A 25,147-nucleotide genomic window follows, 5' to 3' on the forward strand; every position below is an offset into this window, starting at 1 on the left:
CTGTTGATGGAAGCATTATACTACATTGGGACATTTTCCTTTGTGGTATATTAGGACATTATCATAAATGGTTCATAAAGGATATAGAGGCCTGATACATTCTGATTGACAAACAGGAAATGCTGTATTATACTTTTCGATGTTGTGTTGAGAATTGAATAAAACGACCATTTTGGTGCCTGGTGGAAATTAAAATAAATTCTAGCAGGTCAAACGGGAAACAGGTGAAAATCCTGTGCTATGCCGTAGCTGTAACAGTTGAGTAAGCTTTCGAAACCACTGAATTTTTATCGGGAAGGGAAAGCATTATGATGACACTGGAGCCAGAATACCGGCCAGAATGAAGAACTTTTGCTGCGGGGCACGGTATAGGGGTTGGTTTTATATAACAGGATTATTATGTCATTAAGCCGCTGCGTTAGCAGCGGCTTTTTCACGCTTTTATTACATGAATTCCCTGATTTGGCAGAAGTTTATGCTATTGGAAAGGATAAACACAAATGGCAGAATTGTTAAAGAATATTCAGTCATATTGGGATATGAGAGCTGGAGGATTTTCAGATGCCAGTATGGAAGAAAGAAAAACAGAACCTGGAGAGAGATGGGAAAATATTTTCAAAAATTCTCTTAAAACGGGATGCCATGTATTAGATGATGGGTGTGGCGCTGGCTTTTTTACCACTTTGCTTGCTTCGATGGGATTTCAGGTGACTGCGGTAGATTATAGCACAAAAATGCTGGAAGAAGTCAGAAGAAATCTGGAGACAGAAGGACTTAAAGCAGAACTTCATCAGATGGATGTGCAAAGCTTAGAATTTGCTGATAATTCCTTCGACGCAGTGGTATCAAGAAACGTATTCTGGAACCTGGAGCATGCAGATAAAGCTTATGAGGAAGCGTACAGGGTTCTAAAAAAAGATGGAATTCTAATTCTGGAAGATGGAAATTATTATCGCCGTTTTTTTAGTGATAAGTATCAGAAAGCCTATGATGAGTTTCAGCGGGGACATGAAAAAGAAGAACAAGGGTGCCATGCGCGACATAATAAAGAAAATGTAGATTTTTCCATTATGGATGAAATTGCAAAGAAATTGCCAATGAGTCAGGTAGATCGACCTGACTGGGATTTTAATAAACTTGTAGAAACAGGATTTCATAAAATACAGGTGGAAATATCTGGCAGCCCTTTACCGATGAGTTTTTGTATTGTAGCACAGAAAGGCTGAAAAAGTGAAAAGAGAGATTATAAAACGACTGATTTCACTTGTGATTATTTTGTTTGGGCTGTCTCTGATGACCTTTGGACTTACATATATTTTGCCGTCAAATCCAGCTGAACAGCTGGCAGAATCTATGGGTGCAGGTCATGACCGGGAGGTAATTGCAAAGATTGAAGAAAAATACGGATTAGACAAATCTTTTGGAGAGCAGTATGTGAATTGGCTGAAGGGTGCGTTACATGGCGATTTCGGAATGTCGGTAAAATATGCACAGCCCGTTTCCCAGGTATTAGGAAGAAAACTCCCCAATACGGTTAAACTGGCAGTTGCATCGTTTATTCTGATGATATTAATTTCTTTTCCGTTAGGAATTTTATCAGCAGTATATAAGGATAAAAAGGCTGATTATATTATTCGGTTTATGTCTTTTATTGGAATTTCACTGCCTAGCTTCTGGGTTGGTATGATGATGATCTATTTTTTTGCAGTTAAGATGCACTGGCTGCCTGTGGGGGGATCAGATTCTTTTAAAAGTCTGATCATGCCGTCTGTAACACTTTCGTTAAGCATGAGTGCGTACTACATAAGACGGATCAGGGCGGTAATGGTCGAGCAGATGAATGAGGAATATATAAATGGCTGTCAAGCAAGGGGAATTGGAAGGTTTCGTACAATTTTCTTTCATGTGCTGCCAAATTCCCTGCTTACTGTAGTGACAATGCTCGGCATGTCATTTGGAGGATTACTTGGTGGAACAATGATCGTTGAAACGGTCTTTAGCTGGAATGGAATCGGCAGCGCAGCAGTGGCTGCGATTTCCGGCAGAGATTACCAGCTGATCCAGGGATATGTTATGTGGATGGGATGTATTTATGTACTGGTGAATCTTTTGGTAGATATATCTTACCAGTGGCTTGATCCAAGAATTAGAAGAGGAGCCCTGCAACATGAAGAGTAAGAAAAAATTATGGATTCGTTTTGTGATTATAATGGCATTTGCAGTGCTTTTCTTATTATTTGCATTGTTCGCGGGAAAATTTGCACCTTATGATCCGTTGGAAACACACTATACAGACCTTCTGAAAGCGCCATGCAAACAGTATCTCATGGGAACTGATCAGATGGGAAGGGATATATTTTCGAGAATTCTTTACGGAGGAAAAACATCACTTTTGATCGCATTTGTTGTGACAGCGATCATTTCCGTTGTAGGAATTCTTATCGGGACAATAGCAGGCTTCTGGGGAGGCGCTTTTGATGCTGTTTTAATGCGTTTATCTGACATGCTGATGGCCTTTCCTGGTTCCATTTTTACAATTGCACTTGTAAGCTTTCTTGGTACAGGACTTCCAAATCTGATTTTGGCAATGACCATAACAGGATGGACTTATTATGCAAGAATTAGCCGGTCATTAGTGCTTTCCATAAAAAATAATACATATATAGAGCTGGCAAGACTGGGAGGCGCTAATAATTTCCGGATTATGACAGGTTATATTATTCCAAATGTCATGCCTTCGCTGTTAGTAAATATTACGCAGGATATTGGAAGTAAACTTTTGACCATTGCAGGTCTTTCCCTGCTGGGGCTTGGTTCCCAGCCACCTACACCGGAGTGGGGATATATGCTGTCTGAGGGAAAAGACTATATGTATTCGGCACCCTGGATGCTTATGGCACCTGGTATTGTTATTTTAATAAATGCAATCATATTTAATTTACTTGGAGACAGTATTCAGGATCTGATGAATCCGAAAAGAAAAAATTAAGAATGTTTACTCTTTAAAATAAAGAGTTGAACATAGATTATAGTTTAACAACAGGAGGAGAAATAAAAAATGAGAAAACGGTTAGTATCTTTATTGTTTGCAGGAATTATGGCATGCAGCGTAATAGGAAGCGGTGTTACTACATTTGCAGCCGAAAATGACAGTCACATTAATCTGGCACTTTTCACCTACATCGAAGGCATGGATCCTGCAACAGACTGGTGCGGATGGAATCTTACACGCTGTGGTGTAGGAGAAACTCTTGTGACTGTAAATGAAAATATGGAAATTGTAGGACAGTTAGCTGATGAGTGGGAGCAGGTTGATGATACAACTTATCGTTTTCATATCCGCCAGGGAGTAAAATTCAGCAATGGTACCGAGCTGACACCAGAGATCGTAAAGGATTCTATCCAGAGATCTATTGATAATAACTCTCGTGGAGGAGATCTTAAAATTGCAAACATCGAAGTAGATGGAGAGAATGTAGTATTTACTACAGATGGTGCATACAGTGCTTTTGTTTCACAGCTTACAGAGCCGATGACAGTTATTGTAGACACCACAGCTGATACAAGCAATTATGATACTATGCCAATCTGTACAGGACCTTATGCAGTGTCTGAGTATGTATCTGAAGAGAAGATTGAGCTTGTGGCAAATGAGAACTACTGGGATGGAGCACCGGAAATCAAGAGCATTACTGTAAAGAATATCGGAAGTGATACAAAGGTAGATGCAATGCTTTCCGGAGATATTGACCTTGCACAGGGACCGGATGCAACAGCTCTTAATCGTGTGGAAAATAATGACGATATCAACATTGTAAAAGTAACCGGAACAAGAGAGAATGATTTCGAATTAAACTGCCGCGAGGGAAATCCCCTTTCTGATAAGAACCTTCGTCTTGCACTGTCCTATGCAGTAGATCGTGATGTTGTAGCACAGGTAGCAGGAAATGGTTATTCTTCTCCAATCAGCACAGCATTCCCGCCATCTGTAGGATACGATTCTGAAGATGTAAACGGACAGGTTTATGATCTGGATAAGGCAAAAGAATGCCTTGAGGCAGCAGGCTACAGCGATTCTGACGGAGATGGAATTGTGGATAAGGATGGAGAGAATCTGTCCCTTACAATTTCTATTGCCAATGGTTCTTCAACAGCAGTAAGTGAGACTTTACAGGATATGTGGAAGCAGATCGGAGTTGATGTACAGATTGAAATGCTGGAGAATGTAAGTGACAAACGTGCTTCTGGTGATTTCGATATGCTGGTATCTCCAAACTGGCAGACTGTAAATGCTGGTGATGGTCAGAAATATCTTATGAACCGCTGGTCTGATGGAGGAAGTGACAATTACAGCGGATATCACAGTGATGAATTCCAGTCTGTTCTGGATAAACTGGATGCTGCATTTACTCAGGAGGACCGTGTAAGCGCATTTGTAGAAGCCCAGCAGATCCTGGCAGATGATGCCCCGGCAATCTGGATGTATGCAAATGATAACGTGACTCTTGTAAACAGTAAACTTGAGAATGTAACAGTATTCCCAATTGACTATTATCTTGTAACAAACAAGTGGACATTAGCTGAATAATTATGGATATTCTGAATATTGAGAACTGTACGATTCGCTATCAGGAGCAGGAAGCGGCAGTAGAGCATGTTTCTCTTTCTGTAGGAGAGCAGGAAATCGTCAGTATCGTAGGTGAAAGTGGAAGTGGAAAAACAACTTTAATTCGTGCTATTCTCGGAATTTTACCTCCTGGCGGGACAGTGACAGAGGGGAAAATCTTATTTCAGGGAAAAAATATTTTGGAATTAGATGAGACGTCTTTACAAAAGCTCCGGGGAACGGAAATTGCAATGATCTTTCAGGATGTTGGAGCATCATTGGATCCCATACGGATTGTAGAGTCTCAATATCGGGAATCTATTCTGGCGCACAGGAAAATGGCAAAGGCTGACTGTCGGTCACTGGAAAAAGAAATGCTGGCAAAAATGCATCTGACAGATCCGGAACGTGTAATGGTATCTTATCCTTTTGAGCTTTCCGGCGGGATGAAACAGCGTGTTGGAATTGCAATGTCAATGACTGCAAGACCAAGACTTCTTCTTGCAGATGAGCCTACTTCTGCATTGGATGTGACAATTCAGGCAGAAGTGGTACGAGAAATGAAGAAGCTTCGGGAGCAGTATGAAACTGCAATTATTCTTGTGACACATAACATGGGAGTTGCTTCTTACATTTCAGATAAGATCGGTGTGATGTGCAAGGGTGAGCTGGTGGAATTTGGAAAAAGAGATGATGTGATCTTTCATCCGAAGCACGAATATACCAAAAAACTTCTGGCGGCAGTGCCAAGGCTGGAGGGAAAACGATTTGCAAAATGATACGATTCTCCTGGAAATTAAAAATCTGAATAAGACATTTCCAGTGAAAAAAGAAAAATTATATGCAGTAAGTGATGTTAGTTTTTCCCTCAAAAAAGGTGAATGCCTGGGGATTGTGGGTGAAAGTGGATGCGGGAAAAGTACAGTGGCGAGAATGATTGCCGGTATCATACCTGTTTCGGGTGGAGAAGTACTGCTGGAAGGGGAAGCTTACATGAACCTGAAGGGCAGTGAAAAAAGACGTTTCCGCCGAAACATTCAGATGGTTTTCCAGGATCCTTTAAGTTCATTCAGTCCAAGAATGAAAGTTGGCACTTATCTTATGGAATCCAGGAGAAACTTTGATGGGATCAGTAAAGAAAATGGTCTTAAGGAAGCGCGCAAACTGCTTCTGGAAGTAGGTCTTCCGGAAGATTTTGTGAATCGTTATCCACATGAGCTTTCGGGTGGTCAGCTGCAGCGTGTGGCTATTGCCAGGGCCATTTCTATTCAGCCTAAACTACTGATCTGTGATGAAGCGACAGGTGCACTGGATGTTTCCATACAGAACCAGATTGCGAAGCTGCTGGTAAAGCTGGTGGAAGAAAAGCAGATCAGCTGTCTGTTTATTGGGCATGACCTGGCACTGGTAAGGAGTGTAAGTCAGAGAATCGCAGTTATGTATCTGGGAAGAATTGTGGAAATTCTGGAGAGTGAGACGCTTGCTGCAAAAGCAGTACATCCATATACGAAAATGCTGCTTGGTTCTGTTTTTGATGTATATTGCGATCAGAATGAGAAAATTGCAGCTGCAAAGGGAGAGCCTCCAAGTCCTCTTGAAGTGCAAAAGGGCTGTGCTTTTGCCGGGCGCTGCAACTGGTGCAGGGAGAAATGTAAAGAAGAACTGCCTCTTTTGCAGGAGATTGAGCCAGGACATAAGGTTGCCTGTTTTCAATTTATGAAATAAAATACTGCTCTGAGCAGTAAAAGCTGTCTGGTAGATGCCAGGCAGCTTTTTTGAGGTGGAATAAAGTTAATTCCATGCTCGAAGCAGTTTTGTACCATTTAAGATTTGTTCCAGAAGATATAGAGCACCTGTACATCCAACGTAAGTTTTGGGAATGACATGGATATATCCGGAACCTGGATTGGCAGTTTCAATGCCAAAAATGTTGTCGCTGTAAGTGTTCAATTCTACGATTGTGTTTGCACCAGCAAGAAGGATAACATTATTTACAGAGGCAATATCCTGTTCCAGTGCGTCTTCACAATGAAGCTCATGAAGCTTTTCCTGAATCAGATTTTCCGTGTGGCATTGTAAATAAAGTGGATGGATGACTTTGGGCTTAATGCCTAAATAACCGGAAAGATAATCCACATATCCTCTTAGAACGGATGGTTCGCCTTCTGCGGCATAGCGAAGATCCTTTGGGAAGCCTTTATTTCCCATATTATGTGCAATGAAATAGAAAGCGCGCGAACGGCTTTCTTCAATATAATCTAATGCAGGTTCACAATTTGTTCCGAGCAAAGAGGAAATCCCCCGGACAAATTCTTCGGTGAGGTCAAAACCGATTGGCATTCCTCCGGTCTCGTAAACTGGTATGGGAAAATGGCTGCGGAGATATTCGGCTGTTTTTTTACAACGCTCCGGGCAGAGTATAATATTGGCGTCTGCCTGAGCAATTGTACGAAAATCAGTTATGGGACAATTCATACCAGCTGCTACATGAACAGAGATTCCGCAAAGCTTCAGTAATTTGGTGATTTCCTTTAAACCGCCTTCCGGGAATTTCTCATGTGCATCAAAACCAAAAAGGTTAATAGATGGAATTTTGGAGGCTTTTTTATTGGTGCAAGGTTTATCACATAACAATTCCATCAGGCGAACGGTTGCTTCGTCGTATCCGATCATAGAATTTTCTGATAAGCCAGGGGATTCGATAAAAAGGTGTGGAATTCCAAATTCTTTGCTGATGGCATCCAGTTCCGGCTCCAGTGCTTCGCCGAGGAGAGAAGTACCGGGAGTCTGGATTACTGTGAATAAGTCATAACTTCTTTCTGAAAACAGATCGTTTAATGCGCGATGAAGTTGTTCGGCGGTCCCGAAAATGTAATCAGAATAGCGGAGATTGGTAGCTGGTATGCGAGGACTGCCGATGCAAAACTGGCTGCGAAGCAACCGGTCATCCATAGCATCTTCCAGTCGAAGCTCATCACCAAGAGTCCATAGATTGGATCTTCGAATCAAAGAATCAACACCACTAAAGGTATAGTAGGTTTTACAGCCAATAGGACCATTTAGGAGAACCAGGTTGTTTTGGATCCCTTCGCATGCAGAGATAACACCCGCAATGTGATCAGGGACAGCGTTTCTCAAATAATGATTTGTCATTTTTCCATCGTCCTTCCAAAGTGTTTTCAAATAAACGGATCCATTTTGCAGCACAATCTGTTCCAGTAAAGAAACCTGTGCTGATATCCCGTGCAAGATTTACGGTGCAGATTTCATCAAGTATGAAAGTCTGTCCCATAAAATCATTCAGGATAATAAGATCTGGCTTTTGTTTTGCAATAGAAGTAAATAATGTATTTTGTGCATTTTCCCAGTCCGCTGAGAATTGATGCTTCCAATCTGCAACGCTGTCTTCTTTACTTCCGATAAGGATAGAATCCAATACATCCAAATCCAGATCATGAGCCAATTCAAGAATCCAATCAATGCTATTGTTCTTTAAGAATAAAATCACTTTTTTCCCTTTATACAAAAGTTTGAGGTTGTTAATAGTTTGGGTGTATTGAATGCGGTTTTCTAAAATTACCTGTTCTGTTTCTTTTTCTTTTCCATAAAGTTTTCCTATTTTGCGAAGCCAGGAGGCTGTTTGGGAAAATCCCCTGGGAAGCTCGTTGCAAAGAAAACGGCAACCATATTTTTCTTCAAATATTTTTTGCAGTTCATGTCCTAGTTTATCATAGCGTGCCATGATCGAATAAGGCGCTTTTAAAAAATTATGGATGTTCTCCATTGATTCTGCGCAGATAAAGCGACAGTTGATTCGGATTCCTATTCTTTTAAATATTTCCTGCAGATTCATAAAAGTACGATCTGTCTGAGAAGAAATTGTATGTTCATAGACAAGATTGATGCAATCAGGTTCTGGCTTTACGTTCGGATCAACAGCTTGAAGAGCAAGCGTTTTGTAGCAAAGTGCCATTCCTTCGTTATAGTCACCGGCTTCGATTCCGTCAGTATGAATAATATACATATCGACACCAAGACTTTTTAATTCTTTTTGAAGTGGAACCAGGTCATCGCCACTCATGCCTGGAATACAGGAAGTGACAGTGATAATATTGCGGATTCCGCGTTTCACCATTTGAAAAGCTTTACGCCGTGTCTGTTCTACACCACCGTATACGGCTTCGTTTATGGTGATATCAGTATTCTCAAACTGTCTTGGAACAAAGGCCGGGTAAAGGATTCCGCGTTCATACAATCCTCTTCGTCCGTAGCTGGTAAAACCGTTAATGGCATACCAGGTGCAGCTTTTGGGAGCATGTCCGAGAATTGCGGCATCTTTGATATGAACCGCCAGATCGATAGCACCACGATAAGCACAGCCATATAGCGGAACTCTGCTAAAAGGATCAGATAAAGCTCTCTTTTTCGTGGCAGAAGGTTGTGCGGGAACAGCAGTAATCACGGGAGCAGATGTATGTTTGGAAATTGTAGTGGTAGTGTGGGATAGTCTTTCCCCACGCATAAAAAGCTCCATCTGCTCTTCAGATAAAGGGGCAGCGGCATAAAGAACAGGCTGCGTTTGTAATTTTTGTGCAAGCTCCAGAAAAATATTAGCTTCGGCACTTTTGGGGGATTTTTCAACCAGAGTCATTGCTTCTTTTTCTGCCTGGGTAAAAAGATTACTTCTGGGAATTTCTGCAAGAATTGGAAGATTGACAGCATTGGTAAAGTCTTCTACATATTTGCGATCATCACCGACTCCGCGGCTGTTATAGATGATCCCGGCAATCTGTCTGCCCTGGGGATTAAGATTCTTTATTCCGCACAGAATGTTATTTGCAGCATAAATAGACATAGATTCCCCACTTGTTACAAGAACTACTGCATCGGCATATTGTTTGCGGACAGGAACCGCAAAACCGCCACAGACAACATCTCCTAATACATCATATATGACCTGGTCATATTTTTCTATGGCGTGGTATTTGTTTAAAAAATCAAATGCAGTCAGAATTCCCCGGCCTGCACAGCCCATTCCTGGTCTGGGACCGCCTGCTTCTATGCAACCAGTGTCAAGAAAACCTGGTATTAATACATCTGCCAGGTTTTGTTCATCTTCAGGAGTGTTTAGAAGATAATCGAGGATAGTTGTGATTTTTTGCCCATGGTGTAGAAGACGGGTTGAGTCGTGCTTGGGATCACATCCTATTTGAAGTACTTTACTGTTGCAGACTGCTAAGGCTGCGGTCAGATTCGCACTTATTGTGGATTTCCCAATCCCTCCCTTTCCATAAACTGCAATTTGCATATTGGTCCTCCTCATTATGAAATTCCAAATTACCTTTGATAATGGCATTGGAGACTGTTATTACTTGCTGGAAAAATTTTTAACGACGTTTTTTTCGTAATCTACAGATAAAAATCCTTCACATAATCCATCCGTGCGCTCATATTAGAAAACATAGCATCTACCAGTGTGATGGCGGCCATGGATTCTACTACTACAACGGCACGGGGGACGATTACCGGATCATGGCGGCCTTTGATTTCGATGGAGGTGTTCTCGCCGGTAGTGGTAACAGTCTGCTGAGGCTGTGCAATGGATGGGGTTGGTTTGATGTGGGCGCGGAGGAGAATTTCACCGCCGTCACTGATTCCGCCTAAAATGCCTCCAGAGTGGTTGGTGGTCTTTACAATTCTGCCATTTTCCATGTGGAAGCCATCATTGTTTTCGGAACCCTTCATGGTGGAAACCTTTACACCATCGCCGATTTCCACTGCTTTTACGGCGCCAATAGACATCAGTGCCTGGGCAAAAGCTGCATCTAGTTTTCCAAATACAGGATCTCCAATGCCAGCAGGAACGCCGCTTATACGGCACTCGACAACACCGCCTGCACTGTCCTCCTCTTTCATGCATTTCTCCAGATACTTGGCTGCTTTTTCTGCGGCAACCATATCTGGCATATAGAAAGAGTTTTCCGGTATTATTTCAGGGTGGTAGCTGTGGCAGGAGACTGGTCCGATGGAACTGGTGTAGGCCTGCAGGGTAATACCAAGTTCTTTCAGAATCCTGGCTGCAATGGCTCCTGCGGCAACTCGGCCGATGGTCTCACGTCCAGAGGAACGTCCACCGCCTCTGTAGTCGCGAAAACCATATTTACTGTCAAACCCAAAATCTGCATGTCCAGGACGATAGGTCTGCGCGATATTTCCGTAATCCCGGGAACGTTGGTCTTTGTTCCGCACGATCATGGAAATGGGGGTGCCAGTGGTCTGTCCCTCAAAGACTCCGGAAAGGATTTCGACTTCATCTCCTTCATTTCGGGCAGTGGTGTAACGGCTTTGGCCAGGCTTCCTTCTGTCCAGATAAGCCTGTATATCTGCCTCCGTAAGGAAAAGTCCTGCCGGAACGCCATCTACAACGGTGCCCAGTGCCTTGCCGTGGGACTCTCCCCAGGTAGTTACCGTAAATTTTTTTCCAAATGTTGACTGACTCATAGGCATAAATCCTTTCTTCTTCGGACTGCAGCAATCGCCAGTTGTGGAGGGAAAACTGCTGTGCCGAATTAAAGTATGAATGTGATGTTAAAGACATTATAGCGAAATGCAAAAAATTTGTAAACCGAATCTATTAGAATTGACAAAATTTCCTGTAGAAATTATAATTAAGCGTGTATTTTTGAGGATAGGAGCCCTGTCTGACAGAAAAGTGGGACAGCTGGTTTTTATACAGAAGCAAGAGATTGGAAGGAGTGCAGCTTGTGGTAAGGATTTTTAAGACAATAGAGGGTGCGATCCATGAGATTCAGGAGCCACAGGAGGATTGTTGGATTGCAATGACCAATCCCACTGCAACTGAGATCTTTGAGATGTCCGAAAGATTCGGAATCGAAGTAGATGATCTTCGCGCTCCTCTGGATGAGGAAGAGCGTTCTCGTATTGAAGTGGAAGATAATTATACACTGATCCTGGTAGATGTTCCTATGATCGAGGAACGCAATGACAAGGACTGGTATGGCACTATCCCTCTTGGTATTATTGTTACCAAGAAGATGATTTTTACCGTATGTCTGGAGGATACCCAGGTGCTTACCCGGTTTATGGAGGGAAGAGTACGTAATTTCTTTACCTATATGAAAACCAGATTCATTTTGCAGATCCTGTACCGCAATGCCACTATGTACCTGCATTATCTGCGTATTATAGATAAGAAAAGTGAACAGGTGGAGGAGAAGCTCCACATGTCCACCCGTAATCAGGAACTAATGGAACTGTTGGAACTGGAGAAATCCCTGGTTTATTTTACTACATCTCTTCGGTCGAACGAGGTAGTACTGGAGAAGCTTCTGAAGGTAGAGAGCATTAAGCAGTACCCGGAGGATACGGATCTTCTGGAAGATGTTATCATTGAGAATAAACAGGCAATCGAGATGGCCAATATATACAGCGGTATCTTAAGCAGCATGATGGGGACTTTTGCCTCGGTTATTTCCAATAACCTGAATGTGGTTATGAAGGTTTTGTCCGTTATCACGATTGTAATGAGTATTCCCACTATTGTGTTCAGTGCATATGGAATGAACCTGAGCCCTTCGGGAATGCCGTTTTCTGCTGACAAATGGGGATTTTTAGTGGTGATATTGCTGTCCATACTGGTGAGTATTGTGGCAGCTGTGATTCTGTCCAAGAAGAAATTTTTCTGAATAGGAGGATTACATGAAATTTATTGATAAGCTGGAACGAAAATTTGGAAGATTTGGTATTCCCAATCTCACAATTTACATGATTGTATGCTATGTGATCGGTTATGCACTGATGATCGTGAATCCAGGCATACTGAACTGGCTGAGCCTGGAACCAGCGTATATTCTGCGGGGACAGGTATGGAGACTAGTGACCTGGGTACTGTATCCACCGAGCACTTCCGGAGTATTATGGTTTGCAATTGCAGTTCTGTTCTTTTATTATCCAATTGGAACTTCTCTGGAGCGGACGATTGGAACTTTTAAATATACGTTGTATATTCTTTCGGGCGTGATATTTACAATTTTGGGAGCGTTCATTCTGTATTTCCTTCTCGGAGGAAATGTTCTGGTAGGAAACGTATTTTCTACTTACTATATCAGTCTGTCCACATTCCTTGCATATGCAATGTGTTATCCGGATATGCAGGTTCTGCTTATGTTTATCATTCCGGTGAAGATGAAGTGGATGGCAATTTTTTATGTGGTGATCGTTGTATATGAAATGATTCAGTACATTATGGCAGGTGCATGGTATTTGGTGATCCCGATTGTGGCTTCTCTGTTGAATTTCATTATTTTTTACTTTGGAACAAAGGATTTCAGCCGGTATAACCCGAAGGAGGTCCACAGAAGAAATGAATTCCGCAGAGCAATGGAACCCCAGGGACGTATGAAATCAGGCAGCGGCAGTGTGACCAAGCACAAATGCGCGATTTGCGGACGTACTGAGCTTGATGATCCTAATCTGGAATTTCGTTTTTGTTCCAGATGCAATGGAAATTATGAGTATTGCCAGGACCATCTTTTTACACATACACATGTGAAATGAAATTAATGTAATTGTTAACCGGTAACATTGCATGGCTGCTGTGAACGATGTGGGCAGCAGCCAGCAAATGACTGAAAAGACAGAGGGAAAGACTGCTTATGAAGAGAACAAAAATTATCTGTACTATGGGACCAGCATCCAGTAAGAAAAATACTTTAAGAGCTATGATGCGTGCCGGAATGGATATTGCACGTTTTAATTTTTCCCATGGTTCTCATGAAGAACACAGGGGAAGAGTAGACATGGTCAAAAACCTACGGGAAGAACTGAATATTCCGGTTGCCCTGCTTCTTGATACAAAGGGACCGGAGATCCGTACCAAGCTTCTTAAGGATCATAAGAAGATTACATTGGAGGCTGGAAGCGAATTTACACTTACTACCGGTGATATAGAGGGAGATGAGACCAGAGTCGCCATCACATATGAAAATCTTTACAAAGATGTGAAAAAAGGCGGTAAAATCCTGATTGATGATGGTCTGATCGAACTGGAGATTGAGAATATTAAGAATGGGGATATTGTCTGTCGTGTCTTAAACGGCGGCGAGCTTGGAGAGCGCAAAGGAATCAACGTCCCTTATGTGAAAGTGAAGCTTCCGGGAATTACAGAGCAGGACAAAGAGGATATTCTGTTTGGAATTACACAGGAGTTTGATTATATTGCAGCTTCTTTTGTACGTGACGCAAAAGCGATTAAAGAAATCCGTCAGCTTTTAGATGAAAATGGCGGACATGATATTGGAATCATTGCCAAAATCGAGAATGCCGAAGGTGTTGAAAATATTGATGAGATCATCAAGGCCGCAGATGGTATTATGGTTGCCAGAGGCGATCTTGGCGTGGAGATTCCTCCAAGTGAGGTTCCTTATATCCAGAAAATGATCATCCGCAAGTGCAATGAGAACTATGTTCCGGTTATTACTGCTACCCAGATGCTGGATTCCATGATCCGTAATCCACGTCCTACAAGAGCTGAGGTGGCAGACGTTGCCAATGCTATTTACGACGGTACAGATGCGATCATGCTTTCCGGTGAAACTGCAGCTGGTAAATATCCGCTGGAAGCACTGAAGATGATGGTGGAGATTGCACAGACCACAGAGCCTCACCTGAATTATGAGGATTATACCCATAACCGCAATATGTGTGGTGAGAGCAGAGTGTCCAGTGCTGTGGGACTGGCTGCAGTGCAGACTGCAAGAGATCTGAAGGCCAAGGCCATTGTGACTCCTACCTTTGGAGGAAGAACAGCCAGACTGATTTCCAATTTCCGGCCGGAAGCTCCTATTTATGCTGTCACTCCCAATGATACGATTCTGCATAGACTTCAGCTTGTATGGGGCGTTACACCGCTGAAAGGATACGAGAAGGATTCTACAGAGCACATTATTTCCCAGGCCATGAGCGTTGTCCGCAGAAAGCGGCTTGCAAAGAAAGGAGACCTGATCGTATTTACGGTTGGAGATCCTGCTACCAATATGACCCGGGAAGGTGCTGTAACAAATATGCTGCATGTGATTGAAGCCAAATAAAGCTGTCACATGATCTGATTTGTTGCAATAGAAAAATTACTTTTTAAGCGCAGCGAGTGCTGTATTTTACAAACGAGGAGAAACTATTATGAAAAAGACACCTTTTGTAACACTGGAGAAGGTACAGGAAATTGCCGAAAAATATCCCACCCCATTTCATCTTTATGATGAGAAGGGCATCCGGGAAAATGCACAGGCTTTAAAGGAAGCTTTTGCATGGAACAAGGGCTTTAAGGAGTTTTTTGCAGTAAAGGCAACCCCGAACCCGTTTCTGATCAAGATTCTGCAGGAATATGGCTGCGGATGTGACTGCTCATCCATGACAGAACTGATGCTTTCCAAAGCTATCGGATGCAAGAAGGGAGACATTATGTTTTCCTCTAATGACACTCCGGATAAAGAGTTTAAATATGCAGATGAGATCGGTGGAATTATCAATCTTGATGACATCACTCATATTGAGAGTGTAGAGAAAGCTGTTGGAAAGATTCCGGAGATCATTAGCTGCCGTTATAATCCTGGTGGAGTGTTCAAGATCAGCAATGATATTATGGATAATCCTGGGGATGCAAAATATGGCATGACTACGGAGCAGATTTTTGATGCATTTCGTATCCTGAAGAGTAAGGGCGCCAGGGAGTTTGGAATTCATGCATTTCTTGCCAGCAATACAGTGACGAACGATTACTACCCGATGCTTGCGAAGGTTATGTTTGAACTTGCTGTGAAGCTTCAGAAGGAGACTGGGGCGCATATTAAATTCATCAATCTTTCCGGTGGTATTGGTATTCCTTATCGCCCGGAGCAGACTCCAAACGATATTCGTGCAATTGGAGAAGGTGTACGCAAGGTATATGAAGAAGTTCTGGTTCCGGAAGGAATGGGAGATGTAGCTATTTATACAGAGCTTGGACGATTCATGATGGGACCTTATGGCTGCCTGGTAACAAAAGCGATTCATGAGAAGCACACTCACAAAGAGTATATCGGTGTGGACTCCTGTGCAGTAAACCTTATGCGGCCGGCTATGTACGGTGCTTATCATCATATTACTGTTCTTGGAAAAGAGGATCAGGTTTGCGATCACCTGTATGATATCACAGGATCTCTTTGCGAGAATAATGATAAGTTTGCAATTGACCGTTATCTTCCGAAGATTGATATGGGAGATTATCTGGTGATTCATGATACTGGCGCACATGGTTTTTCCATGGGATATAATTACAATGGTAAATTGAAATCTGCGGAGATCCTTCTTCACGAAGATGGAAGCTTCGATATGATCCGTCGCGCCGAGACCCCAAGAGATTACTTTGCAACTTTCGACTGCTTCCCGATTTTTGAGAAAATGCTGGAGGATGAAGACCGGGCGTAATTACTTATGAGTAAAATAAAAACAGTTTGATGCGTTTGGCTTGCAGACTGTGTAAATGAAAAGAGGAACCGCTGAGTTGCTGGCGGATCCTCTTTTGCTATATAGAAAGAATTTCTTCGGAACAGTTTGGGATAGATGGTCAAAAGTATGAACCCGCGAGGTAAATGCGGGGCAGATTTTTGACAATCCTTGACATTTTTTGAAATTCTGAGCAACAAAAAATCCCGCAAAATCAAGGACTTGACGGGATTTATATAACTTATGAAGTGTTAAAAATGCCGGCAGTGGGACTTGAACCCACACGTAGTTGCCTACAACAGATTTTGAGTCTGCCTCGTCTGCCATTCCGACATGCCGGCGGTTGAACAATTGATATAATAGCACATTATAAAAATAAAGTAAAGATGAAATTATGAAAAGTTTATAAATTTTCGAGGCAGAATATTGATATTCATACATGGAAATGCTAAAGTATTTAACAGTTGACAGAAAATGGAGGAAATGCCAATGAATATTGACCATAAAAAACCAGAGAACCGGCCATTGTACATTTTTGCACTGATAGCGGTTGTGGTGATCCTTTTCCTGAACATATTTGCCATTCCAGCCATGCAGGAACGCTCTGTAGAGAAAACCGACTACAGTACATTCCTCAGCAATGTAGAGCGTGGAAATGTATCTAAGGCAGAGGTGCAGGACGATTATATCTATTATATAGTGAGAAAGAACGGCGAGGACGTGGTGTGCAAGACTGTACGCATGGATGATCCGGACCTTGTAAGCCGCCTTTATGAAGCCGGAACCAGTATGGAAGCAGTGGAGCCTCAGAAGCAGTCCATCTTACTCAGTCTGGTGATCGGATATGTGATCCCAATCGTAATCTTTGTTTTCCTTGGAAGATGGCTGAGTAAGAAGATGATGAGCTCTATGGGCGGTGGTCCTGGCGGAGCAATGTCCTTTGGAAAAAGCAATGCCAAAGTATATGTGAAGTCTTCTACAGGAATTAAATTTACAGATGTGGCAGGTGAGGACGAGGCGAAAGAGCTTCTTACGGAAATTGTAGATTATCTTCATAATCCGCAGAAATACACGGAGATTGGAGCATCCATGCCCAAAGGCGCCCTTCTTGTAGGCCCTCCAGGTACAGGTAAGACATTGCTTGCCAAGGCAGTTGCAGGAGAAGCAGAAGTACCGTTTTTCTCTATTTCCGGTTCAGAATTTGTGGAAATGTTTGTGGGCATGGGTGCTGCCAAGGTTCGTGATCTGTTTAAGCAGGCAAATGAGAAGGCACCTTGTATTGTATTTATTGATGAGATTGATACCATTGGTAAGAAACGTGACAGCGGAAGCTTCACAGGTGGAAACGATGAACGTGAGCAGACATTAAACCAGCTGCTTACAGAGATGGATGGATTTGACGGCTCCAAGGGAGTTGTAATCCTGGCTGCTACCAACCGTCCAGATTCCCTGGATCCGGCCCTCCTGCGTCCGGGGCGTTTTGACAGACGTATTCCGGTAGAACTTCCGGATCTGAAAGGACGTGAGGAAATCCTGAAAGTCCATGCCAGAAAGATCAAAATCGCAGACAGTGTCCGTTTCGATGAAATTGCCAAGGCAGCAGCCGGCGCTTCCGGTGCAGAGCTTGCCAATATTGTAAATGAGGCGGCTCTTCGTGCTGTCCGTGATGGCAGGAAGTTTGCTACGCAAGCTGATTTTGAGGAGAGTATAGAGGTTGTTATCGCTGGTTACCAGAAGAAAAACCGGGTGCTTTCCAATAAGGAGAAGCTGATCGTATCCTATCATGAGGTGGGACATGCACTTGTGGCGGCGAAACAGACGGATTCTGCTCCGGTTCATAAGATTACCATTATTCCCCGTACCTCAGGCGCTCTTGGATACACCATGCAGGTGGATGAGCAGGAGCACTTCCTGATGTCAAAGGAAGAACTGGAGAATAAGATTGCTACATTTACTGGGGGCCGTGCTGCTGAAGAACTGATTTTCCACAGTGTTACAACTGGCGCGTCGAATGATATCGAGCAGGCTACCAAGATTGCCAGAGGCATGATTTCACGCTATGGCATGAGCGATGAGTTCGATATGGTTGCGATGGAAAGTATGAGCAATCAGTATCTGGGTGGTGATTCAAGTCTTAGCTGCTCCTTTGAGACACAGACGCTTCTGGACAAAAAGGTAGTAGAGCTGGTACGAAGACAGCATGAGAAGGCCTATAAGATTCTTGAGGATAATATTGAGAAGCTTCATGAACTTGCAAAATATCTGTATGAGCATGAAACAATCACAGGCGAGGAATTTATGAAGATTTTAAATGATCCGCCGAAGTCTCTTACAGCCAGTGCAGAGTAAAAAGAGCATTTTTGTAATATTTGACCGGACTTTGCGGCAATAAAAAGAACCGCATTGCCGGATATATAAAATAAGGGACAGCAGAAAAAGATCAGATGCCCTTTAAACAGATTTTGGTTATTTCCCTTGTCTGCTTAAAGAGTATCCGGTCAAACATCTGCTGTCTCTTGTGTTTTGGGGAAGATTCGGATATAATAACAAATATGGGCTGCAAAAGGGAGGAGTGTTTCCATGAATTGTCAGACAGCAGAGAGTATGGTAAACCGATACATTGAGCATGATTTATCTGTAGATGAACTGGAGGATTTTCTGGAACATGTGGAAAATTGTCCGTCCTGTTACGACGAGCTGGAAACTTATTTTATTGTTCATGCTGCCATGCAGCAGCTGGATGAGGAGAGCAGAGATTCCTCATTGGATCTTCGGGAGCTTCTGGAAGAAGATATTCGTAAATCCAAGCATTATATACTGAAGATGAGATTCCGCCGCGCGCTGAGTGGAATGGGATTCTGTGCGTTGATTGCTGGACTGGGTGGATTTTTGATTTATATTATTATGCAGGTATTATAGGAAACACGGTACAGGAGGCTTATATGTGTGAGAAAATTTTACTGATAGATGGTCACAGTATTTTAAACAGGGCATTTTACGGACTTCCGGATCTGACTAATTCAGAAGGTCTGCATACAGGTGCTGTCTATGGCTTTTTAAATATCCTGTTTAAAGTGCTGGGAGAAGAGAAACCGGAATATCTGGCAGTGGCATTTGACAGAAGTGAGCCGACTTTTCGCCATGCGAAATACCCAGAATACAAAGGTACACGTAAGCCCATGCCTCAGGAACTAAAGGAACAGATTCCGCTCTTGAAAGAGATGCTTGAAAAGATGGAAATCGCCACAGTTTCCCTTGCAGGCTTTGAAGCAGACGATATTCTTGGTACGCTGGCGAAAAAAGGTGAAGAAAAAGGTATGGATGTAATCATTCTTTCCGGTGACCGTGATCTTTTACAGCTGGCGACTAAGAAAACCATGATCCGTCTGCCAAGGACTGCAAAAGGGCAGACTGTTATAGAAGACTATAAGGAAGACCAGGTGCAGGAGCGGTATCTGGTTACTCCTGCCCAGGTTATAGAATTAAAGGCTCTTATGGGTGATGCTGCCGACAATATTCCTGGAATTCCAGGTGTCGGAGAGAAGACAGCCACCAGGCTGCTTGCAGAATATGGCTCCATAGAAAATGCTTTTTCCCATGTGGAAGAGATTTCACAAAAGCGGGCCAGAGAATCTTTGAGGGAAAATTACCAGATGGCCCAGCTGAGTAAGGAGCTTGCAACTATTTGTACAAACAGCCCCATAGAATTTGAACAGGAGAAATTCCAGTTAGGAAATATTTTTACAAAGGAAGCCTACGAGCTATGCAGAAAATTGGATTTCCGGAATTTTCTGATGAAATTTGATCCGGCTGAAGTGAATGAAAATACAATAGAACAGGATTTTTTCATCTGCAATGATCTGGAGGGCTGTGAGGCACTTTTTGAAAAAGCGGGACAGGCAGAAGCTGTGGGAATAGCGCTTCTCTGGGATAAAGAAGGTGTCTATGGAGCTGGTCTGGCATTAGGGGAAGATGAAATGTATTATGTTCCTGTGGAGGGAATGGTAACAGCAGCTTATTTAAGTGATAAGATCGGCAGGCTGGGGAAGTCTACCACAGTTTGTTCCATGGACGTAAAAACCATGCTCAAGCGTGCTGATCTAACACCCGATGCAAACGTATTTGACTGTGGCATTGCAGCTTATCTTCTGAATCCTTTGAAAAGTACTTATACTTATGAAGAGCTTGCAAAAGATTATCTGGATGGGAAGCTCCTTCCGGGAAAAGAAGAGCTTCTGGGAAAAATATCCCTGAAAAAGGCCTGGGAGGAGGATATGCCGGAACTGGAACATCTGGCATGCTATATGGCGTATACCGCTTTTGCCACCAGAGCCCCCTTGAAAGCGAAGCTTCAGGAAACAGGTATGTGGAAGGTATACACAGAGATTGAACTTCCTCTTGTATTTACGTTAGATTCCATGGAAAAATGGGGAATCGAAGTAAAAGGAGAAGAATTGAAAAATTATGGTGAAAAGCTGACTGTCCGCATTCATGAACTGGAAAAGCTGATCTGGCAGCAGGCAGGAGAAGAATTTAATATCAATTCTCCGAAACAGCTTGGTGTGATCCTTTTTGAAAAAATGGCTATTCCGGGAGGAAAGAAAACGAAGACCGGCTACTCCACATCCGCAGATATATTAGAGAAACTGGCATCAGAGAATCCAATCGTAAATGATATTTTGGAATATCGTCAGCTTACAAAGCTGAAATCCACTTATGCAGACGGTCTTGGAGCCGTAATCGAGAAGGATGGAAGAATCCATTCCACTTTTAACCAGACCATAACTGCCACTGGCAGAATCAGCAGTACAGAGCCAAACCTTCAGAATATTCCAGTCCGAATGGAGCTTGGAAGACTGATCCGCAAAGTATTTGTACCGGAAGCTGGATTTGTATTCCTGGATGCTGATTACTCACAGATTGAGCTGCGTGTTCTGGCTCACATGTCCGGGGATGAAAAGCTGATCAAGGCTTACAGGGAGGCGGAAGATATTCATCGACTGACAGCGTCTCAGGTCTTTCATATTCCGCTTGAGGAGGTCACTCCTCTGCAAAGACGAAATGCCAAGGCGGTAAACTTTGGCATTGTATATGGCATCAGCTCTTTTGGTCTTAGCCAGGATCTTAGTATTACAAGAAAAGAGGCTGCCGCTTATATCCAGAAATATTTTGAGACCTATCCAAGCATAAAGGGATTTCTGGATGGACTTGTGGAGCAGGGAAAAGAAAAAGGCTATGTTTCCACTATGTTTGGCAGAAGAAGACCGGTTCCGGAACTGAAATCCAGCAATTTTATGCAGAGATCCTTTGGCGAGCGTGTTGCCATGAACTCGCCAATTCAGGGAACTGCCGCAGATATTATCAAAATTGCCATGAATCGTGTGTATAAACGTCTTTTGGATGAGAAACTGAGATCCAGACTGGTGCTTCAGGTCCACGATGAATTGCTGATCGAGACTTGGAAAGATGAAATCCCTCAGGTATCAAGAATTCTGGAAGAGGAAATGAAGGGTGCAGCCAATCTGGCAGTGGAGCTGGAAGTAGATATGCATCAGGGGAATAACTGGTACGAGGCAAAGTAGAATCAGAGCTATGTCTGGAATAGGATTGAGGAAGAAAATAGTTTGCACCTCATAATTACCAGGTGAAATCGAAGCAGTAAGGAATAGGACAAATGAAGACAATTGGTATTACAGGAGGAGTTGGTGCCGGAAAAAGTACGGTGCTTGCTTATCTTGAGAAAAAATATAATGCTTTTGTTATACAGGCTGACGAAGTGGGACATATTGTGATGGCTCCGGGACAGGAATGTTATCAGCCAGTGATTGATCTGTTTGGGAAAGATGTGATAAAAAACGATAAAACTATTGACCGGAAGAGGGTTTCCGATGTAGTATTTGAGCAACCGGATTTTTTGAGCCGCCTAAATGGAATAATTCATCCGGCTGTAAAAAGATATATCCTGAAAAGCCTGGAGGAACAGAAGAATAAGGGACGGAAGCTATGCATTGTGGAAGCTGCACTTTTTCTGGAAGAACATTACCAGGAGTTTTGTGATGAAGTATGGTATATTCATACAGATGAGGAAATCCGCATTCAGCGCCTGATGAAAAACCGAGGCTATACAAGGGAAAAATCTCTTGGAATTATCGGAAATCAGGCCAGCGAAGATTATTTTCGAGCCCATACAGATTTCGTTGTAGAAAATAACGGAAATGTGGAAAAAACCTGGAAGCAGATAGATGAAGGAGTAAGAAGAAATGAGACTTTGTAGCATTGCCAGTGGAAGCAGCGGAAACTGTATTTATGTGGGATCAGAAGAAACCCATGTTCTTGTAGATACAGGAATAAGCGGCAAAAGGATCGAGCAGGGACTGAACCAGCTGGAACTTACTGGCAGGGACATTGATGCGATTCTGGTCACTCATGAGCATTCCGATCATATCAGCGGTCTGGGGGTGATGGCACGCAGATACCACATTCCGGTTTATACTACAGGTGGAACTGCAGATGCAATCAGCAGAATGAAGAATATGAAGAATTTTCCGGAAGACACTTTTCATGAGATTGTGGAGGATCAGGATTTTCATATCAGGGATCTGACCATTCATCCTTTTTCTATTCCACATGACGCGGCACAGCCGGTAGGATACCGGGTTGAGTGTGAAGACAAGGCAGTTGGAATCGCCACAGATCTTGGAAAATATAACGATTACATAGTAGATAATTTACAAAATCTGGATGCTCTTTTGCTGGAGGCAAATCATGATATCCGTATGCTTCAGGTGGGAAGTTATCCCTATTATCTGAAACAGCGTATCTTAGGCGACAGGGGACATCTTTCCAATGAAAATGCAGGAAAGCTGCTTTGCAGGCTTTTGCATGATGACATGAAAGCTGTTTTTCTTGGACATTTAAGCAAAGAAAACAACTATGAGGCTCTTGCCTATGAGACTGTGTGCTCAGAGGTAACTCTTGGAGATAATCCATATAGATCAAAAGATTTTCAGATTCAGGTTGCGAAACGGGACAGTATTTCAGATGTGGTTGTATTGTAGAGGAGATAATTTACAGTAAAGAAACAAAACTATATTTGAAATACAGGTTCAGTTTTTATATACAGATCAGGGAAAACTTAAAGCTGTATTTTCCCTGGGACAGTCAAAATGGGCTGCAGACCCAAATACAGGAGGAGTATCATGAAAAAAACAATTATCACAGTAGTAGGAAATGACACCGTTGGTATTATTGCAAAGGTATGTACTTATCTTGCCCAGAATCAGGTTAACATTCTGGATATCTCCCAGACGATTGTACAGGGATATTTTAACATGATGATGGTAGCAGATACCAGTGCTTCAGACAAGGAAATTGCAACTCTTTCCAAAGAACTGGCTGCTCTCGGGGATGAGATCGGCGTAGTGATCCATTGTCAGCATGAGGATATTTTCAACGTAATGCATCGAATTTGAAATGAAAGTCCCATCCATCGGACTTTCATTTAACAAAAATGTCGCCTGTAGGTGATATATCCATAGAAAGGAATACGAATGCTATGATTAATATATTTGAGGTGAATGAGACCAACAAAATGATCGAGCAGGAGAATCTGGATGTACGTACCATTACTCTTGGAATCAGCCTGCTGGATTGTATTGACAGCGATCTTGAGAAATTAAACGAAAAAATTTATAACAAAATTACCACATATGCCAAAGATCTGGTGGCAACTGGTGAGAAAATATCAGCACAGTACGGAATTCCAATTGTAAACAAACGAATTTCTGTTACACCAATCGGTCTGATTGGGGGTGCTGCATGCAAAACTACAGATGATTTTGTAACAATAGCCAGGACCCTGGACAAAGCTGCCAAGCAGGTGGGAGTGAACTTTATTGGTGGATATACAGCTCTTGTAAGTAAGGGAATGACACCGGCAGAGGAGCTTCTGATCCGTTCTATTCCGCAGGCGCTTGCCAGTACAGAGCGGGTATGCAGTTCTGTGAATGTTGGTTCCACAAAGACTGGAATCAATATGGATGCCGTGAAGCTTATGGGAGAGATTATTCTGGAAACAGCTCAGGCAACCAAAGAACAGGATTCCCTTGGCTGTGCCAAGCTGGTAGTATTCTGCAATGCGCCGGATGACAACCCGTTTATGGCAGGTGCTTTCCACGGCGTTACAGAAGCTGACAGTATTATTAATGTTGGCGTCAGTGGTCCAGGTGTTGTAAAAACCGCTCTGGAGAAAGTAAGAGGAGAGGATTTCGAAACTCTCTGTGAGATGATCAAACGAACTGCATTTAAGGTAACCCGTGTAGGTCAGCTGGTTGCCAGGGAGGCTTCCAAGATGCTTGGCGTTCCATTTGGAATTGTGGATCTTTCCCTTGCGCCTACTCCTGCAATCGGTGACAGTGTGGCTGAGATCCTGGAAGAAATCGGTCTTGAAAGAGCCGGTGCACCTGGAACTACAGCAGCTCTTGCCCTGTTAAATGACCAGGTAAAAAAAGGTGGTGTAATGGCTTCCACAGCAGTTGGAGGCTTGAGTGGTGCATTTATTCCGGTCAGCGAGGATCAGGGAATGATCGATGCGGTAACAGCAGGTGCCCTTACCATTGAGAAATTAGAGGCTATGACCTGCGTATGCTCTGTGGGACTTGATATGATCGCAGTACCAGGTGATACGAAGGCATCCACCATTTCCGGCATTATTGCAGATGAAGCAGCAATTGGAATGGTGAACCAGAAAACAACAGCAGTCCGTCTGATCCCTGTTATCGGAAAAGGAGTAGGAGAGACAGTAGAATTCGGTGGTCTTCTTGGCTATGCACCAATCATGCCGGTAAATAATTTCTCCTGTGATGCGTTTGTGGCAAGAGGCGGAAGAATTCCAGCTCCGATCCATAGCTTTAAAAACTAAGTTTTCTGGGTTACTGGTCACGGAGTGAACAGAAACTTTTTTGCTTTATAGGAAAGACCGCCTGTGGCGCTCTCTTGAATTGAAAAATGCCCGCACGGAGGCGGGCACGACGACAAGAC

The 25,147-nt window shown here is 42.9% G+C and carries 20 protein-coding genes, 1 tRNA gene and 1 riboswitch; of the genes, 17 read left to right on the forward strand and 4 right to left on the reverse strand.

Going from position 1 to position 25,147, the window contains the following annotated elements:
* Positions 1-156: 156 nt before the first annotated feature.
* Positions 157-355: riboswitch (cobalamin riboswitch) on the forward strand.
* Positions 356-500: 145 nt separating this feature from the next.
* The 6 genes from AB5170_RS19890 to AB5170_RS19915 all read left to right on the forward strand — a co-directional run bounded on the left by AB5170_RS19890 (position 501) and on the right by AB5170_RS19915 (position 6,331).
* Complete coding sequence (locus AB5170_RS19890; RefSeq protein ID WP_173772426.1) at positions 501-1,226, forward strand: class I SAM-dependent methyltransferase; 726 nt, start codon at positions 501-503, stop codon at positions 1,224-1,226.
* A gap of 4 nt (positions 1,227-1,230) precedes the next feature.
* Positions 1,231-2,178, forward strand: coding sequence for a nickel ABC transporter permease (gene nikB / locus AB5170_RS19895; RefSeq protein WP_118579991.1), 948 nt, complete (start codon positions 1,231-1,233; stop codon positions 2,176-2,178).
* Positions 2,168-2,989: an ABC transporter permease gene (locus AB5170_RS19900; protein ID WP_173774239.1), complete on the forward strand. Its 822-nt coding sequence runs from the start codon at positions 2,168-2,170 to the stop codon at positions 2,987-2,989. The genes nikB and AB5170_RS19900 overlap by 11 nt, the downstream gene beginning before the upstream one ends.
* A 69-nt stretch (positions 2,990-3,058) precedes the next feature.
* Complete coding sequence (locus AB5170_RS19905; protein WP_173774240.1) at positions 3,059-4,588, forward strand: ABC transporter substrate-binding protein; 1,530 nt, start codon at positions 3,059-3,061, stop codon at positions 4,586-4,588.
* Positions 4,589-4,590: 2 nt separating this feature from the next.
* On the forward strand, positions 4,591-5,385 hold the full coding sequence (locus AB5170_RS19910; RefSeq protein WP_118579997.1) for an ABC transporter ATP-binding protein: 795 nt from the start codon (positions 4,591-4,593) through the stop codon (positions 5,383-5,385).
* Entirely contained in the window at positions 5,375-6,331 is a 957-nt protein-coding gene (locus AB5170_RS19915) for an ABC transporter ATP-binding protein (protein ID WP_173774241.1), read from the forward strand. Before AB5170_RS19910 ends, AB5170_RS19915 begins: the two co-directional genes overlap by 11 nt.
* Positions 6,332-6,397: 66 nt before the next feature.
* On the opposite strand, the gene AB5170_RS19920 is transcribed toward AB5170_RS19915, so the two are convergent.
* The 3 genes from AB5170_RS19920 to aroC form a co-directional block, all read right to left on the reverse strand.
* Positions 6,398-7,759 carry a nitrogenase component 1 gene (locus AB5170_RS19920; protein ID WP_173772430.1) on the reverse strand — a complete coding sequence of 454 codons (1,362 nt, stop codon included), beginning with the start codon at positions 7,757-7,759 and terminating at the stop codon, positions 6,398-6,400.
* Positions 7,725-9,914: a nitrogenase component 1 gene (locus AB5170_RS19925; protein ID WP_173772432.1), complete on the reverse strand. Its 2,190-nt coding sequence runs from the start codon at positions 9,912-9,914 to the stop codon at positions 7,725-7,727. The genes AB5170_RS19920 and AB5170_RS19925 overlap by 35 nt, the downstream gene beginning before the upstream one ends.
* Positions 9,915-10,015: 101 nt before the next feature.
* The gene (aroC, locus tag AB5170_RS19930) at positions 10,016-11,107 is read right to left on the reverse strand and encodes a chorismate synthase (RefSeq protein ID WP_173772441.1); all 1,092 of its coding nucleotides are present in this window, start codon (positions 11,105-11,107) and stop codon (positions 10,016-10,018) included.
* Positions 11,108-11,370: 263 nt separating this feature from the next.
* Between aroC and AB5170_RS19935 the strand changes: the two genes are divergently transcribed.
* The 4 genes from AB5170_RS19935 to AB5170_RS19950 all read left to right on the forward strand — a co-directional run bounded on the left by AB5170_RS19935 (position 11,371) and on the right by AB5170_RS19950 (position 16,090).
* Positions 11,371-12,312, forward strand: coding sequence for a magnesium transporter CorA family protein (locus AB5170_RS19935; RefSeq protein ID WP_148462836.1), 942 nt, complete (start codon positions 11,371-11,373; stop codon positions 12,310-12,312).
* Positions 12,313-12,325: 13 nt separating this feature from the next.
* The gene (locus AB5170_RS19940) at positions 12,326-13,183 is read left to right on the forward strand and encodes a rhomboid family intramembrane serine protease (RefSeq protein WP_148462835.1); all 858 of its coding nucleotides are present in this window, start codon (positions 12,326-12,328) and stop codon (positions 13,181-13,183) included.
* 98 nt (positions 13,184-13,281) lie between these two features.
* On the forward strand, positions 13,282-14,715 hold the full coding sequence (pyk, locus tag AB5170_RS19945) for a pyruvate kinase (RefSeq protein ID WP_148462834.1): 1,434 nt from the start codon (positions 13,282-13,284) through the stop codon (positions 14,713-14,715).
* A gap of 88 nt (positions 14,716-14,803) precedes the next feature.
* Positions 14,804-16,090, forward strand: coding sequence for a diaminopimelate decarboxylase (locus AB5170_RS19950; protein WP_173718129.1), 1,287 nt, complete (start codon positions 14,804-14,806; stop codon positions 16,088-16,090).
* Positions 16,091-16,366: 276 nt separating this feature from the next.
* On the opposite strand, the gene AB5170_RS19955 is transcribed toward AB5170_RS19950, so the two are convergent.
* Positions 16,367-16,449: transfer RNA gene (locus tag AB5170_RS19955), tRNA-Leu, on the reverse strand.
* A 148-nt stretch (positions 16,450-16,597) separates the two neighbouring features.
* Between AB5170_RS19955 and ftsH the strand changes: the two genes are divergently transcribed.
* The 7 genes from ftsH (at position 16,598) to AB5170_RS19990 (ending at position 25,028) form a co-directional block, all read left to right on the forward strand.
* A complete protein-coding gene (gene ftsH, locus AB5170_RS19960) occupies positions 16,598-18,457 on the forward strand; it encodes an ATP-dependent zinc metalloprotease FtsH (RefSeq protein WP_173718130.1) in 1,860 nt (619 codons plus the stop codon).
* A gap of 231 nt (positions 18,458-18,688) precedes the next feature.
* Positions 18,689-19,027 carry an anti-sigma factor gene (locus AB5170_RS19965; RefSeq protein ID WP_118580021.1) on the forward strand — a complete coding sequence of 113 codons (339 nt, stop codon included), beginning with the start codon at positions 18,689-18,691 and terminating at the stop codon, positions 19,025-19,027.
* A gap of 23 nt (positions 19,028-19,050) precedes the next feature.
* The gene (gene polA / locus AB5170_RS19970) at positions 19,051-21,690 is read left to right on the forward strand and encodes a DNA polymerase I (protein WP_173718132.1); all 2,640 of its coding nucleotides are present in this window, start codon (positions 19,051-19,053) and stop codon (positions 21,688-21,690) included.
* A gap of 92 nt (positions 21,691-21,782) precedes the next feature.
* A complete protein-coding gene (gene coaE / locus AB5170_RS19975) occupies positions 21,783-22,382 on the forward strand; it encodes a dephospho-CoA kinase (protein WP_148462829.1) in 600 nt (199 codons plus the stop codon).
* Positions 22,369-23,166 (forward strand): MBL fold metallo-hydrolase, encoded by a 798-nt coding sequence (locus AB5170_RS19980; protein WP_173718133.1) that lies wholly within the window; start codon positions 22,369-22,371, stop codon positions 23,164-23,166. The genes coaE and AB5170_RS19980 overlap by 14 nt, the downstream gene beginning before the upstream one ends.
* Positions 23,167-23,307: 141 nt before the next feature.
* A complete protein-coding gene (locus AB5170_RS19985; protein ID WP_021925040.1) occupies positions 23,308-23,580 on the forward strand; it encodes an ACT domain-containing protein in 273 nt (90 codons plus the stop codon).
* Positions 23,581-23,663: 83 nt separating this feature from the next.
* Positions 23,664-25,028 (forward strand): PFL family protein, encoded by a 1,365-nt coding sequence (locus AB5170_RS19990; RefSeq protein ID WP_148462827.1) that lies wholly within the window; start codon positions 23,664-23,666, stop codon positions 25,026-25,028.
* Positions 25,029-25,147 lie beyond the last annotated feature (119 nt).

The organism is Ruminococcus sp. RTP21484sp1_RTP21281st1_A8_RTP21281_210402, from assembly GCF_040914025.1.
Classification (GTDB): domain Bacteria; phylum Bacillota; class Clostridia; order Lachnospirales; family Lachnospiraceae; genus Blautia_A; species Blautia_A faecis.